Here is a 13,979-nt window from a genome sequence, read left to right as displayed (position 1 = left end):
TTGTTGTTCTCCCATTTCTGTTCCCTGCAGGTCTTTGCCTGTCGTTCTAAGTGCGTCCCCTGCTTTAGCTCACGGTGTCGGGCAGCTTCTCCTCACGTCGCGCGATCAGATCCTTGAGGCCTTCGGCGATGCCCTCGTCGAGCTTCGGCTCCTGATAGTCGGCCAGCATATTGCGCGCCTTTTCGATACCGCGGGTGTCATGGTCCTTCGCGCCTTCGGCGCTCCATTGCTCGAAGGAATTGAAGTCCATGATGTTGGGCATGAAGAAGGCGCTCTCGAAATGCTCGAGCGTGTGCTGGGTACCCAGGAAATGGCCCTGCGGGCCGACCTCGCGGATCGCGGCAAGAGCTTCCTTGAAGTCGTCGAACGGCACGCCGCCGGCATATTTGTACCATGCGACCAGCTGCTCGCAGTCGGTGGCGAATTTCGAATAACCGCAGGTGAGGCCCGCCTCCAGCCAGCCGGCGGAATGCCAGATGTAGTTGGCGCCGGACAGGATCGCTGCGTGCATCAGCATGTTCGCTTCGTAGCCGGCCTGGGCGTCGTTGAGCTTGGAGCCGACATGGAAGCCGGAGGTGCGCCACGGCAGTTTGTATTTCCGCGCCAGGGCGCCCATCAGATACATCATCTGCGCCGCTTCCGGCGTTCCGCCCATCGGCGCGCCGGTCTTCATGTCGACGGTGACCATGAACTGGCCGTAGAGCTGCGGCGAGCCCGGACGGATCAGTTGGGTGAGCGCAACGCCAGCCAGCGCCTCGGCATTGACCTGCGCCACCGCGCCGACAGCCGAGGCCGAGGTCGAGGCGCCGCAGAGCGCGAAGGGCGCCAGGATCAGCGGCTGATTGTGGCTCGCATAGACCCGCATCGCATCGATCATGGTGGCATCCCACACCAGCGGCGAATTGCAGTTGGTGATCGCCACCAGCACCGGGTTGTCGCGCACGAAGTCCTCGCCGAAGACGATCGCAGCCATCGCCATCGTGTCCTCGGCGCGCTCCTTCGACGTCACGATGCCCATGAACGGCTTGTCGGAGTGCTTCAGCGCCGAATGGATGATGTGCAAATGCCGCTTCGGCACCGCAATTTCCATCGGCTCGCAGATGACCGAGCTCGAGGAATGCAGCGCCGGTGCCATGTAGGCGAGCTTGTGGAAATTGTTGAGGTCGTCGAGCGTGCCGTAGCGGCGCTTGTTGTCGAGGTCACGGACATAGGGCGCGCCATACATCGGCACGAAGATCGAGTTCTTGCCGCCGACCCGCACCGTGCGCTCGGGATTTCGCGCATGAAGCGTGAATTCCGGCGGGACCTTCGAGACGAGTTCCATCAAGAGCGCGCGGTCGATGCGGACGCGCGTTTGCCTGACATCGGCGCCCGCCGCCTTCCAGAGCTCGATCGCCCCGTCGTCGCGGAACTCGCAACCCACCTCTTCGAGGATTTTGAGCGACTCGTCGTGGATCAGCTCCACCGCCTCGTCGGGTACGATCTCGTAAACGGGTATGTTGCGGACCAGAGTCGGGAAAGACGCGATGGGCGCGCTTCTCAGCGCCTTGCGCCCAAGACGGCCGCCGCCACGACGGTGGGTCTGCTCGATCAATTCAGCGGCCGGTGCGTTCATAGAGCCTCCTTCTTCCCCCCGACCAAGTTAGCGAGGCAAAATATGGCTGTGACGCTAGAAAATCCTGATGGCTTGTATAAGCTGCGCTTATGCGAAGCCTACGCCACCTCCTTCCCTCCGCCGGCAGCCTGATCGTCTTCGAGGCGGCCGGTCGGTTGTCCAGCTTCACCGCCGCCGGCCGAGAGCTCGGCATGACGCAGGCCGCTGTCTCCTATGCCGTGCGCGGGCTGGAGGAACAGCTCGGCGCCCAGCTCTTCCAGCGCCGCCATCGCCAGGTGCTTTTGACCGAGGCCGGCGAGCGCTTCCACGCCGATGTCTCGCTCGGGCTGTCGCATATCCGCAAGTCGGCCGAGGATCTGCGCCTGCAGGCGAGCGGCGGCCATGTCACGCTTGCCGCCTCGACCGCTTTCGGCTCGTTCTGGATGATGCCGCGTCTGCAGCAGTTCCGCGACGAGCTGCCGGGCGTCGATCTGCGCATCCAGACAGCCGACCGCGACCTCGACATCATCGCCGAGGGCATTCCGCTCGGGGTGCGCGGCGGCGTGCCGCGCGACTGGCCGGACTACCATTCGCTGTCGCTCTCCGACGAAGAGATCTTCCCGGTTGCTGGCCCGAGCTACCTCGCCAAATTCGGCATGCCAAGAACCGTCGAGGAGCTGGCGACGCACCGGCTCATCCATCTCGAGGAGCCCTATCGCGAGGCGCCGAACTGGGACGAGTGGTTCGCGTCGGCCGGGACCAGCCTGCGCAATGCCGAGCGCGGCCTGCGCATCAACGATTATGCGCTGGTGATCCAGGCGGTGATGGAGGGCCAAGGCATCTCGCTTGGCTGGCGCCACCTGGTGGAGCGCCTTGTGGCATCAGGCCTGCTGGTGCCGGTGACCGACCATGTGATGCGGACCGGCATTGCGTTTCATGTGATATGGCCGAAGAACCGCGACCTGCGCGACAATGCGCGCAAGGTCAGGGATTGGCTGGTGGCGCAGGCGTGAAGCCGGCCGCCACCGCATGACGCATGATGGCGTCGGCGTTGTACAGGCGCGAAGGAACGCGGCTTGCAGTGATCAAACTTCATTCCGCCCCTCCCCCACACCACTCGAATCCGCCTATAGTCTCGGGATGCCAATCCGCCAGCTATCCGAAACGATGATCAACCAGATCGCCGCCGGCGAGGTGATCGAGCGTCCGGCGAGCGTGGTGAAGGAGCTGGTCGAGAACGCGCTCGACGCCGGCGCAAGCCGCGTCGAGGTGGTCACGGCGGGCGGCGGCTTGAGCCTGATCCGCGTCACCGATGACGGCTCGGGCATTCCCGAGCGCGAACTCGCGCTGGCGGTTGCCCGCCACTGCACCTCTAAGCTCTCGGACGATATCCACGACATCCGCTCGCTCGGCTTCCGTGGCGAGGCCCTGCCCTCGATCGGCTCGGTGGCGCGGCTGTCGATCCGCTCGCGCACGGCAAGCGGCGACGCTGCCGCCGAGATCGGCATCGAGGGCGGCCGCGTTTCGGCGGTGAAGCCCGCGGCGGCCAACCGCGGCACCACGGTCGAGGTACGCGACCTGTTCTTCGCCACGCCGGCCCGGCTCAAATTCATGAAGGGCGAGCGCGCCGAAAGCTCGGCGACGAGCGATATCGTCAAGCGCATCGCGATCGCCTTTCCCGCCGTGCGCTTCACGCTGGCCGGCTCCGATCGCTCGACGCTGGAACTGCCGGCAACGAACGACACGACGGAAGGCCGCCTTGCGCGTGTCGCGCAAGTGATGGGCAAGGATTTTCCCGACAACGCTATTGCCATCGATGCAACGCGCGACGGCGTGCATCTCGCCGGCCATGTCTCGATCCCGTCCTACACGCGCGCCAACGCGCTGCAGCAATATGCGTATGTCAACGGACGTCCAGTGCGCGACAAGCTGATCGCCGGCGCGATCCGCGGCGCCTTCGCCGACGTTTTGCCGCGCGACCGGCACGCGGTGACGGTGCTGTTCCTGTCGCTCGATCCGGCAATTGTCGACGTCAACGTGCATCCGGCCAAGGCCGATGTGCGCTTCCGCGATCCGGGGCTGGTGCGCGGCCTGATCGTCGGCGCCATCCGCGAGGCGCTGGCCGGCGCCGGCATCCGCGCCGCCACCAGTGGGGCTGCCGGCATGATGGCGGCCTTCCGTCCAGGTGCTTCGCCCTATCATCCCGGCCCGGCCAATGGCGATCGCAGCTATGAAGCGGCCTATCGCGCCTCCAGCGATTTCGACCCGGCGCACTCGTCGCAGCGGCCGCTCGACATGGCTCATAGTGAGGCAAGGCCACGCTCCGGTGGTTTTGCGGAAAACGACCAGGCCGCCTTCGACACCGGGCCGCTGGCCAGCGCCGACGCGCGCGCTGGCATCGCCGAGCCGGCCGAAGCGCTGCTCGGCATGGTGCTGGGCGCGGCGCGCGCGCAGGTGCATGAAAACTACATCGTCGCGCAGACCAGGGATTCGCTGGTCATCGTCGACCAGCACGCCGCGCATGAGCGGTTGGTCTATGAGGCGTTGAAGAACGCGCTGCATGCCCGCGCGGTGCCCTCGCAGATGCTGCTTTTGCCCGAGATCGTCGACCTGCCTGAAGAAGATGCCGAGCGGCTGGCGATGCATTCCGAAACGCTGGCCAAATTCGGCCTCGGCATCGAACGTTTCGGCCCGGGCGCGGTCGCGGTGCGCGAGACGCCGTCGATGCTCGGCGAAACCAATGTGCAGCAATTGGTGCGCGACCTTGCCGACGAGATCGCCGACAACGACACGGTCGACACGCTGAAGGAGCGGCTGGACAGAATAGCCGCGACCATGGCTTGCCACGGCTCGGTGCGTTCCGGCCGCCTGCTCAAGGCAGAGGAGATGAACGCGTTGCTGCGCCAGATGGAAGCGACGCCTGGATCAGGCACCTGCAACCATGGCCGCCCGACCTATATCGAGCTCAAGCTTGCCGATATCGAGCGGCTGTTCGGACGGCGGTGACTGCGCCAAGGCCCCTCACCCAGCCTCCGCTTCGCTCGGCTGACCTCTCCCCGCTGGGGAGAGGAGATTTTCAGCGCCGGCGCCAACCTCTTCTCCCCGACGGGGAGAAGGTGGCCGCGTAGCGGCCGGATGAGGGGACGAGAAAAGAGCCGCTCGAAGCGGCTCTTTTCTCGAGTCCGGAAACCGTCCCAACCCTCTGAGCTACCGCTTCAAATTCACCACGATGACGCCACCCAGCGCCAGCGCGCCGCCGATTATGCCGAGGAGCGTCGGCACTTCGCCGAGCCAGAAGAAGCCGATCAGCGCGGAAGTTGGCGAGACCAGATAGAGGAAGTTCGAGGCACGCGCCGCCGGCAGGCGGGAGAGCGCGGTTGCCCAGGCGGCGTATGCGATCAGGCTCGGCACGATGCCGAGATAGATGACGGCGCCGAGACCGGCGGTGTCGGCGACCGCGGCTTGCGAGAATGCCTCCGGCAGGAAGGGCGACAGGCAAAGCGCGCCGAGCACCATGTTGGAGGCGGAAATGGTCAGCGGATGATGGCGGGCAAAGAGCGGCTTCTGGACGATGGTGTTGAGCGCCGAGCACAGGGCCGAGCCCAGCACCAGCAGCGCGCCGGCGTTGAAATGCAGGCCGTGCCCGTCCGCCACCGCAATGATGCCGATACCGGCGAAGGAAATCACGGTGCCCAGCCAGGCCATGCGCGAGAAGCGCTCGCCGAGCAGCGCCATGGCCATGATGGCGGTGAAGATCGGGCTGACATTGATGATGAAGCCGGCGGCGCCCGCCGAGACGGTCAGCTCGCCGAAATTGAGCATGGCGGTGTAGAGCGCGACGAAGACAGCGCCGCCGAATGCAAAGCGCCACAATTCGCCGACCTTCGGCAGCGCCGGGCGCTTCACCGCAAGGTAGATCGCCGCCGGCACTGCCGCGATGCCGAAGCGCAGCGCGCCGAGTTCCAGCGGCTGGAAGGCGACAAGGCCGGCGCGGATCGCCGGGAAGGCCGAGGCCCAGCCGACCACCGTCAAGGCCACCGCGATCATCGCCGTGGTGTCCATGCGCTGTGTTTCATTCAACGTGCCGGTGTATGCGCTCATTGCCGTGGCCTCGTCTTTCTGTGACATGAGCACAGAAGACGCGATTGGGCGGCGATTGACAAACGAGCAATTCGAGGGTCAGCTGTGAGCATGGATCACAGCTCAGACCAGATACTACCGCTCGAGACGTTGCGCGCCTTCGACGCGGCGGCGCGTACCGGCAGCTTCTCGGCGGCGGCGGAGAAGCTCAACCTTACCCATGGCGCGGTGAGCCGGCAGATCGCCAAGCTGGAGGATTGGCTGGGGCTCAAAGTGTTCGAGCGCAATGCGCGCGGGGTGACGCTGACCATCGAGGGCAACAGGCTGCATCTGAGGACGTCGGAAGCCTTTGCGCTGATCTCCTTCAATTCCGATCGCTGGGTCGAGCCGCGCGGCACCGCCGTGGTGCGGCTGGCGTCAATCCCTTCGGTGAGCGGCCTGTGGCTGATGCCGCGCATGGCGGCGCTGGAGAACAGTCCGACCAAGCTGCGCATCGTGCTCGATGTCGACAACCGCCAGGCCGACCTTGCGGACGAAGGCATCGACCTTTCGGTGCGTTGCGGGCGCGGCGGCATTCCCGGCCGCGTCTCGGTGCAGCTGTTCGAGGAACATATTTTCCCGATCGCTTCGCCGGGGCTGGCGAAGGAGATCGGCCACGGCGACCCGGCCCGGCTGCTCAAATTCCCGCTGATCAACGATTCCGACGCATCGGGATGGCGGGCCTGGTTCGCGGCGAATGACATGGATTATCGGCCGCGGTCGCAGGACCGGCGCTTTGAGGATTACAATCTGGTGCTCGATGCGGCAGCGCATGGGCTGGGCATCGCGCTGGCGCGGCCGCCGTTGACGCAGGACCAGCTCAAATCCGGCCGTATCGTTCCGGTCGACGATCGCAAGGTGCTCAATCCGGTATCCTACTGGCTCGACCGCCCGGTTGGCCGGCCGCGCGCGGCGGCGGCCGACCTTGCCAGTCGAATCGCCGGACAGGCCGGACTTGCCCCGGAGAGGGTCGAAGCCTTCCTGCAGGACGACGATTGAAGTCTGGTCGCGATTCGGCTCAAGAGCGCTTCACCGGTTCATGGAACCGGTGAAGCGCTCTATCTCTTTGTTTTACGCAATTCCGGACGGAAAACCGCCCACACTTTTCCTGGAATTGCTCTAGCAATCAGCGCAGCACCAGCACCATGATGCAGGTGGTCACGGCCGACACGACCGCAGTGACCACCGATATCGTCCATAGTGAGACCGGGGTGGATTCCGATCGCGGCGCATGGCCCGCTGGCCGGGCCGCCGACCCCCGCGGCTGTGGCGCGTTAGCATTGGCAGCCACCAGCGCCGGCGACGACAGCACGGCAGCCGCAAACGGTTGTGGCGGCATGGCAGCGGACCTTACGGCACTGTCGGCGACGGGCGGCTGATCCGGCGCGCCGGCGCGTGGAGCCGGGTCCGCATCGGCCGCTTGCCTGCCCGTCGGCGCCCTCGCCGGCGCGTCCTCGGCGCCATCGTCCGGCTCCATCATTGCGCGATAGGCGTCCTCGACCGGATTGGACGACGGACGCTGCGTGGCACGTGCGGGTGGCACCTGCAAGGAATTGGTCTGTGCCTGCGCCGCAAACTGCGCCGCCTGCGCGCTCGGTGGCGCGGCAGGTTGCACCAGCGCCTTGATCAACGCCGTCGTCGCGGGATCCGCCTTGGCCGACGGCAACGGCTGCGGGGTCAGCGTTTCATTGATCAGCGCGCTCAAACGGGTCGGGGTAATGTCCATGCCGGGCTCCCGGGAACCATTGTATCGGTGCAGCGATATTACACGAGCATTGCGTCAAGCTTGACCGCGCACCAGATTTATGGCGATTGAATCTCAATGAAGCCAAGCGTCACTCCATGATGAACCGTTTTGAAGGCCCGGGCGGCAGGGAAGCCCGCATCCGTTATCTCGACGGCGATTTCCAGGTCACCAGCCCGGGGTCGTTCGTGCGCTGCGCGGTGACGGGCGAGAACATCCCGCTCGACGAGCTCAAATATTGGAGCGTCGAACGGCAGGAGCCTTATGTGAGCGCGACCGCCTCGCTGCGCCGCGAGATCGAGACGCATCCGGAACTGCGCAAGCGCGGCTAGACCGGTTTCAATCGCTATTGGGCGTCGCTGCCCGGCACGCTTTCGGCGTTGAAATCGAACGCGTGGAGCAATTGCTCACCAACATAGACCTTAATCGAATATGGCCCGGCGGGATCGCCTTCGGCCACGCACCAGCCATGCGAGATCCAGCCATCCTTCGGCCGGTAGAACATGGTGGTCTCGGAAATCTTCCGATCCTTTGAAAGCTGGCTGGAACTGTAGTCGTTCTCATCCACCCCGCCCCACAGAGTCGGCGGCGCCGGAAGTTCGAACACTTCCCTGGCGCTTACCAGCCTGTCGCCGGACGTCAGGCGTATGCGCCATTCATAGCAGACCCGGCCGGGAATGAGCGGCACGCTGTTGGAACGCTCGACGCGGGTCGCGCCGTTCGAGCCCGTGATGGCGACGAGGAATTCCGTTTCCGCCGCGCCGGGCATCTGCGCCCAGGCTGCGCTGGATGCCAGGCCACAAAGCAGAACCGTTGCGCGCAATCTGGTCAACTGGGCCTCCAAACGGGTTTCTGCGGCCGATGATCGCCAAAATGGCGAGAATATCAACGCCTCGCGCGCTTGAGGTTCAGCCGCGCATCTTGCGCTGGCGCCAGGCGTCGAGCGTTTCGTCGATGATGCGCTCCGGCACATGGTCGAGCTCGAACTTGGCCTCGATGTCGAGCACGTCGAGGCGATCGAGGAAGCCTGCGGGCGTCGTGCCATGGCGCAGCCGCGCGGCGTCCTTGGCGGTGGTGACGAGGCGCAGGCCCTCGCGCTCAGCCAGCGCCAGCAGATCGCCGAGATCGTCCTGAGCGTAGAAATGATGGTCCGGAAAGGCACGCGACAGCGCCACCTCGCCGCCCGCGCCGCGCACCGTGTCGAAGAATTTCTCCGGGTGACCGATGCCGGCGAAGGCAAGGAAACGACCGCCGGCAAAGCGCGCCGGGTCCGCGGGCTCGACATGCGCAAGGAAGATCGGCCGGCCGGCGCGCGCCGCCTGGCGCACCACGCCGTCGGCCGCGGTCCCCTCGCCCATCTTCAGCAAACCGCTGGTGAACACCAGCTGGTCGACGACCTTGGCCCGCAACGGTCCGCCCGGAATGACGCGGCCATTGCCGACGCCGAAGCGCGCATCGACCACGACCAGCGCATAATCGATGTGTATGCGCGCCGACTGAAGGCCGTCATCCATGATCAGGAAATCGCAGCCATGCTCCTCGATGAGCAATTTTGCGCCGGCGGCGCGGTTGGCCGTTACCGCGACCGGGGCATGTTCGGCCAGGAGCAGCGGCTCGTCGCCGACATGCTTGGCGGCGTCGTGATGGGCGTCGACGACATGCGGCTTGGCGAACGAGCCGCCATGGCCGCGCGACAGGAAACCGGGGGTGAGCTGCAGACGCTTGGCCTGCTTGGCGAGCGCAATGGCGACCGGCGTCTTGCCGCTGCCGCCAACGGTGAGATTGCCGACGCAAAGCACCGGTGCGGCTACCTTCTCGCGCGGCGCCCGGCGCATGCGCCGGCCGGCAACCATGCCGTAAGCCGCCGACACCGGCGACAAAGCAAACACCCGCCAGTCCGGCTTTTCCCACCAGAAGGGCGGCGCCTCGCTGGTCATCTCACTTGCCGCTGGCGCCTTTGAGGCGCGACTTGACGATCAGCGGTTGGATGTAAGGCTCAAGCGATTTCAACGTACGGGCGAGCGCGCCGCGCATCTCGTCGACCGTCGCGACCCCGGCTGCCATCATCTCGTGGCGTGCCACTTCATTGCTCAAGAGAAAATTGACGGCGCCGGTCAGCATGTCGCGGTCGCGCACCAGCTTGGCGCCGCCGCTGTCGAGCAGCCGCTGATAGGCCTCGCGGAAGTTCTGAACGTTGCGACCGGCAAGCACGGCGGTGTCGAGCATGGCCGGCTCAAGCGGATTCTGGCCGCCTTCCGAGGTCAGCGAGCGACCAACGAAAGCAATCTCCGTCAGGCGCAGATAAAGCCCCATCTCGCCGATCGTGTCGCCAAGGAAGATGTCGGTGTCGGGCGTGATGCGCTCACCCTTGCTGCGCCGCGCGACCTTCAGCCCCATGCCGGAAATCTCGGCGGCCAGCGTATCGGCGCGGTTGGGATGACGCGGCACGATGATGGTCAGCAAGCCGGGATGGCGTTTGTGCAGGCTGGCATGAACTTCCGCCGCGACGACCTCCTCGCCGTCATGGGTCGAAATCGCCGCCCAGGTCGGACGCCCGGCGAGCTGTCGTTGCAGGCTGGCCAGCGCCCTTTCATCGACCGGCGGCGGATTGGTGTCGACCTTGAGGTTGCCCGAGACCGTGACCGGACGCGCGCCAAGCGCGCGGAACCGCTCGCCGTCGACATCCGACTGGGCAATGACATGAGCGAGGTTCTCGAACAGCGCTTCGGCGACCCCGGCGCGCTTCTTCCACGAGGTGAAGGAGCGGTCGGACAGCCGGCCGTTGACCAGAACCTGCGGCACGTTGCGGGCGCCGAGCTCCAGAATGGTCACCGGCCAGATTTCCGATTCGGCGATGATCGCCAGTTCCGGTCGCCAATGGTCGAGGAAGCGGCTGACCGCCGGCTTCAGGTCGAGCGGCACATATTGGTGGATGATGCGGTCGCCCAGCCGCTCGTCGGCAACCTTGGCCGATGTCACCGTGCCCGTGGTCAGCACGATGTTGACGCCGTAATCGAGGATCGACTGGACCAGCGGCACGACGGCGATCGTTTCGCCGACGCTTGCGGCGTGGATCCAGATCAGCGGGCCTGCCGGGCGCGGCCGGCCGGCAACGCCATAGCGCTCGCGGCGGCGAACGCGGTCTTCCTTGCCGCGGGAGGCGCGCCAGGCGACATACGGGCCGATCAGCGGGTAGGCGGCCGCCCCGGCGTAGCGATAGGCCGTCAGCGCGGCACGCGCCCAGCGCTCGCTCATTTGGCGCCGTCCACGAGGCGATGAGCCTCGGCCGTCGCGGCATTGAGCGAATCCGTGACCTCCCGGCGCTTACGCTCCATCTCGGCCTCATCGGCGTCGGCCGGCACGAAAACCGGCGTGCCGACGACGACCGCGGAGCGCCCGAAGGGCAGATTGATGGTGGTCTGGTCCCAGCTCTTTTCCAGCACCTTGCGGCGGCTGGTGGTGATGGCTGCGGGCAGGATCGGCCGGCCGGACAGCCTTGCCAGAAGCACGATGCCAAGCCCCGCGTCACGCGGCGTGCCATGCGGAATGTCGGCGATCATCGCCACATTCTTGCCGGCAACCAGCGCTTTCTTGAGCGCGATCAAGGCTTTGGCGCCGCCTTTGTCGAGATGCCTGGCATTTTCCCGCCCGCCCGAGCCGCGCACCGCCTCGATGCCGAACTTCTCGATCATCAACGCCTGGAGCTCGGCATCGGCGCTGCGTGAAACCATGGCCACCAGCGGCCGGCCCTTGGGGTAAAAAGCCGGGGTGAGAAGATGCTGGCCGTGCCAGAGCGCGATGATGCCCGGTTCCAGATGTGCCTGGGCGCCGCCGGCAACCGAGGTCGAACCTTCGACCAGCGGGCTGGTGATGCGAACCAAACGCACGAACCAGGCGAGCAGGCCGGCGATGAAATTCTTGACGAAGCTCGACTGCGCCAGCGGCTGACGGATACGGCGCCACCACGTGCGCGTACCGCCGCTTCTGGTGGCGCGCGTCGTCGCCCCTTTCGCCGCGTCATGCTCCATCGATGTCAACCGGCGGTCTTCTTTTCTGGGTCGAGGAAACGGTGCAGGTGAACGACGAAATAGCGCATATGGGCATTGTCGACGCTAGCTTGAGCCTTGGCTTTCCAGACGGTGAGCGCCGACTGATAGTCCGGATAAATGCCGACAATGTCGAGCGCGTCGAGATCGCGGAATTCGGTCTCGCCCAGCGTCTTCAGCTCGCCGCCGAACACCAGGTGCAAAAGCTGTTTCTTTCCGTCTTCCACGGCCATGCCGATCCTTCGCATATTCTTGAATTGTGACAGGTCTAGACCAAAGCGGCCGGTTTTGGAACCGTCGACTGGCTCACCCTTCGTCAAGTCCGGCAAGGACGCCGGTGAGCACGCCGATCAGCGCGCCGCTGCCGGCGGCCAACGCGCCGTGGTTGATGATCTCGCCGGCGTAGCGCGGCGGCGCGCCGGCGCGGTCGACAAGCGCTCCGCCCGCCTCGGTGAGGATCAGGTCCGCGGCCGCGATGTCCCAGTCATGCGCGCTCGGCTTGACGAAGGTGGCGTCGAGTTTGCCGGCTGCAATCATCGCCAGCCGGTAGGCGAGCGAGGGAATATAGGCGGTGCGGCGCAGCCGGCCCTGCCAGGGCTCGGGCACCAGGTCGACCAGCGGCTTCGGGCCGCCCATGTCGACGGCGTCGCCGATCGGCCGCACGTGGATCCGCTCGTCGTTGAGATACGCGCCTTCACCGGGAAGCGCCCAATAGGTCTCGCGCTTGGCCGGACATTCGAGCACGCCGGCCAGCGAACGGCCGTCCTCGACCACGGCGACACTGACGCACCACGAATGCAGGCCGTCGAGAAAGCCGCGCGTGCCGTCGATCGGATCGACGACGAAGGTGCGGCGCGCCGCAAGGCGAGCATGGTCGTCGGCGGTCTCTTCCGACAACCAGCCGTAGTCGGGTCGCGCCTTGAGCAAGGTCTCGCGCAGATAGGCGTCCGCCGCATGGTCGGCCTCGCTCACCGGCGAGGTGCCGCCTTTCATCCACACCTGCGGGTTGTTGCCGAAATAGCGCATGGCGATAACCCCGGCTTCGCGAGCGGCCTCGCGCAGCAAAGCGAGGTCCTCGCGGGCCTCGGCCAGATTGATCGCATCAAGCGCCGGCAAGGGTCATTCCTTCAATCAGGAGCGTCGGCGCCGCGGTGCCGAAATTGCGGTCGAGATCGCTTGCCGGCACCATGTTGAGGAACATCGTCTTCAGGTTGGACGCGATCGTCACCTCGGCCACCGGGTAAGTGAGCGCGCCGTTCTCGATCCAGAAGCCGGAAGCGCCGCGGCTGTATTCGCCGGTCACCATGTCAACGCCCTGGCCGAAGACTTCGGTGACATAGAAGCCGCGTTTCAGCGAGGCAATCAGGTCCTCCGGCGAGCGCTCGCCGGGCTCGATGGCGAGGTTGGTCGACGACGGCGAAACGGACGAGCCGCTGCGCGAACCGCGCCCGTTGGTGACAAGCCCAAGCTCACGCGCCGCCGAAGTCGATAGGAACCAGTGGTTCAAGACGCCTTTCTCGACCATCAGCAGCTTGTCGCCCTCGATGCCTTCGCCGTCGAACGGGCGCGAGGCCTGGCCGCGCCGGCGCAGCGGCTCGTCGGTGACGGTGATCGCGGCTGAAGCCACCTGCTTGCCCATCATGTCGCGCAGGAAGCTGGTCTTGCGGGCGACCGCGGCGCCGTTGATGGCGCCGGCGAGATGGCCGGCGATGCCGCGCGCGACGCGCGGGTCGAACACCACGTCGACCGGGCCGGTCGCCGCCTTGCGCGCGCCGAGGCGGCGTACGGCGCGCTCGCCGGCCTTGCGGCCGATGTCCTGCGGCGCGTCGAGATCGGCAAAATGCTGGCGCGAGGAGAATTCATAGTCGCGCTCCATGCCGGTGCCTTCGCCGGCAATGACGCTGGCCGAACGCGAAAAACGCGAGGCGACATACTGGCCGACGAAGCCGTGCGAGGTGGCAAGCACCAGCCCGCCCAAACCCGCGCCGGCGCTGCTGCCGGCCGAATTGGTGACGCCCTTGACGGCCAATGCCGCCGCTTCCGCGGCAAGGGCCGCTTCCTTCAGCTGATCAGCCGTAACCTCGGTGGCATCGAAAAGGTCGAGATCGCGCAGGTTGCGGGCCAGCAGCGCCGGATCGGCCAGGCCCTGGAAAGGGTCCTCAGGCGAAACCTTGGCCATGGCGACCGCCCGCTCGGCGAGCACCTGCGGGTCGGACGCGGCGGTGGCCGAAACGCTTGCGACGCGCCGGCCGAAAAAGACACGCAGCGAGACATCCTCGCTCTCCGACGATTCGGTGGCCTCGACCTTGCCCAGCCTGACCGAGACGCCGGCGGAGCGGCCGCGCACCGCGACGGCGTCGGCCGCATCGGCGCCGGCGCGCTTGGCAGCCTCGACGAGAGCCGCGACGCGATCTGTCAATTTCGCTGCGTCGAGCTTGTCGGTCATGCAGTTATTCCTGTTTGTTCACGCAATTCG

The 13,979-nt window shown here is 66.1% G+C and carries 14 protein-coding genes; 4 read left to right on the top strand and 10 right to left on the bottom strand.

Annotated features, from left to right (window positions below; translation table 11 throughout):
* Positions 1 to 64: 64 nt before the first annotated feature.
* Positions 65 to 1,615 carry a trimethylamine methyltransferase family protein gene (locus AB6802_RS29025; protein WP_371013648.1) on the bottom strand — a complete coding sequence of 517 codons (1,551 nt, stop codon included), beginning with the start codon at positions 1,613 to 1,615 and terminating at the stop codon, positions 65 to 67.
* An 89-nt stretch (positions 1,616 to 1,704) separates the two neighbouring features.
* On the opposite strand from AB6802_RS29025, the gene AB6802_RS29020 reads away from it, so the two are divergent.
* Positions 1,705 to 2,607: a LysR substrate-binding domain-containing protein gene (locus tag AB6802_RS29020; protein ID WP_371013647.1), complete on the top strand. Its 903-nt coding sequence runs from the start codon at positions 1,705 to 1,707 to the stop codon at positions 2,605 to 2,607.
* Between the two features lie 127 nt (positions 2,608 to 2,734).
* Positions 2,735 to 4,600 carry a DNA mismatch repair endonuclease MutL gene (gene mutL, locus AB6802_RS29015; RefSeq protein ID WP_371013646.1) on the top strand — a complete coding sequence of 622 codons (1,866 nt, stop codon included), beginning with the start codon at positions 2,735 to 2,737 and terminating at the stop codon, positions 4,598 to 4,600.
* Positions 4,601 to 4,801: 201 nt separating this feature from the next.
* Here the strand turns inward: mutL and AB6802_RS29010 are convergent, their stop codons facing one another.
* Entirely contained in the window at positions 4,802 to 5,695 is an 894-nt protein-coding gene (locus tag AB6802_RS29010) for a DMT family transporter (protein ID WP_371013645.1), read from the bottom strand.
* Between the two features lie 90 nt (positions 5,696 to 5,785).
* Here AB6802_RS29010 and AB6802_RS29005 point away from each other — a divergent pair, with 90 nt between their 5' ends.
* The gene (locus tag AB6802_RS29005) at positions 5,786 to 6,712 is read left to right on the top strand and encodes a LysR substrate-binding domain-containing protein (RefSeq protein WP_371013644.1); all 927 of its coding nucleotides are present in this window, start codon (positions 5,786 to 5,788) and stop codon (positions 6,710 to 6,712) included.
* Positions 6,713 to 6,839: 127 nt separating this feature from the next.
* Here the strand turns inward: AB6802_RS29005 and AB6802_RS29000 are convergent, their stop codons facing one another.
* On the bottom strand, positions 6,840 to 7,439 hold the full coding sequence (locus AB6802_RS29000) for a hypothetical protein (protein WP_371013643.1): 600 nt from the start codon (positions 7,437 to 7,439) through the stop codon (positions 6,840 to 6,842).
* Positions 7,440 to 7,555: 116 nt separating this feature from the next.
* On the opposite strand from AB6802_RS29000, the gene AB6802_RS28995 reads away from it, so the two are divergent.
* A complete protein-coding gene (locus AB6802_RS28995; protein ID WP_371013642.1) occupies positions 7,556 to 7,789 on the top strand; it encodes a DUF2093 domain-containing protein in 234 nt (77 codons plus the stop codon).
* A gap of 14 nt (positions 7,790 to 7,803) precedes the next feature.
* Here the strand turns inward: AB6802_RS28995 and AB6802_RS28990 are convergent, their stop codons facing one another.
* The 7 genes from AB6802_RS28990 to AB6802_RS28960 form a co-directional block, all read right to left on the bottom strand.
* Positions 7,804 to 8,289, bottom strand: a complete 486-nt coding sequence (locus AB6802_RS28990; RefSeq protein ID WP_371013641.1) for a hypothetical protein — start codon at positions 8,287 to 8,289, stop codon at positions 7,804 to 7,806.
* A gap of 76 nt (positions 8,290 to 8,365) precedes the next feature.
* Entirely contained in the window at positions 8,366 to 9,394 is a 1,029-nt protein-coding gene (gene lpxK, locus AB6802_RS28985) for a tetraacyldisaccharide 4'-kinase (protein ID WP_371013640.1), read from the bottom strand.
* A 1-nt stretch (position 9,395) separates the two neighbouring features.
* Complete coding sequence (waaA, locus tag AB6802_RS28980) at positions 9,396 to 10,712, bottom strand: lipid IV(A) 3-deoxy-D-manno-octulosonic acid transferase (protein ID WP_371013639.1); 1,317 nt, start codon at positions 10,710 to 10,712, stop codon at positions 9,396 to 9,398.
* Positions 10,709 to 11,485 (bottom strand): lysophospholipid acyltransferase family protein, encoded by a 777-nt coding sequence (locus AB6802_RS28975; protein WP_371013682.1) that lies wholly within the window; start codon positions 11,483 to 11,485, stop codon positions 10,709 to 10,711. The genes waaA and AB6802_RS28975 overlap by 4 nt, the downstream gene beginning before the upstream one ends.
* Positions 11,486 to 11,490: 5 nt before the next feature.
* Positions 11,491 to 11,736: a DUF4170 domain-containing protein gene (locus AB6802_RS28970; protein WP_371013638.1), complete on the bottom strand. Its 246-nt coding sequence runs from the start codon at positions 11,734 to 11,736 to the stop codon at positions 11,491 to 11,493.
* A gap of 73 nt (positions 11,737 to 11,809) precedes the next feature.
* Positions 11,810 to 12,619: a 3'(2'),5'-bisphosphate nucleotidase CysQ gene (locus AB6802_RS28965; protein WP_371013637.1), complete on the bottom strand. Its 810-nt coding sequence runs from the start codon at positions 12,617 to 12,619 to the stop codon at positions 11,810 to 11,812.
* On the bottom strand, positions 12,606 to 13,949 hold the full coding sequence (locus tag AB6802_RS28960) for a TldD/PmbA family protein (RefSeq protein WP_371013636.1): 1,344 nt from the start codon (positions 13,947 to 13,949) through the stop codon (positions 12,606 to 12,608). Before AB6802_RS28960 ends, AB6802_RS28965 begins: the two co-directional genes overlap by 14 nt.
* Positions 13,950 to 13,979 lie beyond the last annotated feature (30 nt).

Source organism: Mesorhizobium sp. RCC_202 (assembly GCF_041355295.1).
GTDB lineage: Bacteria > Pseudomonadota > Alphaproteobacteria > Rhizobiales > Rhizobiaceae > Mesorhizobium.
This window is presented reverse-complemented; position numbering and strand designations above follow the sequence as displayed.

What these genes read in the sequence shown, in the direction of transcription:
- AB6802_RS29025 (WP_371013648.1), bottom strand. Translation starts at nt 1,615, where the DNA reads ATGAACGCACCGGCCGCTGAATTGATCGAGCAGACCCACCGTCGTGGC.
- AB6802_RS28970 (WP_371013638.1), bottom strand. Translation starts at nt 11,736, where the DNA reads ATGGCCGTGGAAGACGGAAAGAAACAGCTTTTGCACCTGGTGTTCGGC.
- lpxK (WP_371013640.1), bottom strand. Translation starts at nt 9,394, where the DNA reads ATGACCAGCGAGGCGCCGCCCTTCTGGTGGGAAAAGCCGGACTGGCGG.
- AB6802_RS28995 (WP_371013642.1), top strand. Translation starts at nt 7,556, where the DNA reads ATGATGAACCGTTTTGAAGGCCCGGGCGGCAGGGAAGCCCGCATCCGT.
- AB6802_RS29020 (WP_371013647.1), top strand. Translation starts at nt 1,705, where the DNA reads ATGCGAAGCCTACGCCACCTCCTTCCCTCCGCCGGCAGCCTGATCGTC.
- AB6802_RS29005 (WP_371013644.1), top strand. Translation starts at nt 5,786, where the DNA reads ATGGATCACAGCTCAGACCAGATACTACCGCTCGAGACGTTGCGCGCC.
- AB6802_RS28960 (WP_371013636.1), bottom strand. Translation starts at nt 13,949, where the DNA reads ATGACCGACAAGCTCGACGCAGCGAAATTGACAGATCGCGTCGCGGCT.
- AB6802_RS29010 (WP_371013645.1), bottom strand. Translation starts at nt 5,695, where the DNA reads ATGAGCGCATACACCGGCACGTTGAATGAAACACAGCGCATGGACACC.
- AB6802_RS28975 (WP_371013682.1), bottom strand. Translation starts at nt 11,485, where the DNA reads ATGGAGCATGACGCGGCGAAAGGGGCGACGACGCGCGCCACCAGAAGC.
- mutL (WP_371013646.1), top strand. Translation starts at nt 2,735, where the DNA reads ATGCCAATCCGCCAGCTATCCGAAACGATGATCAACCAGATCGCCGCC.
- AB6802_RS29000 (WP_371013643.1), bottom strand. Translation starts at nt 7,439, where the DNA reads ATGGACATTACCCCGACCCGTTTGAGCGCGCTGATCAATGAAACGCTG.
- waaA (WP_371013639.1), bottom strand. Translation starts at nt 10,712, where the DNA reads ATGAGCGAGCGCTGGGCGCGTGCCGCGCTGACGGCCTATCGCTACGCC.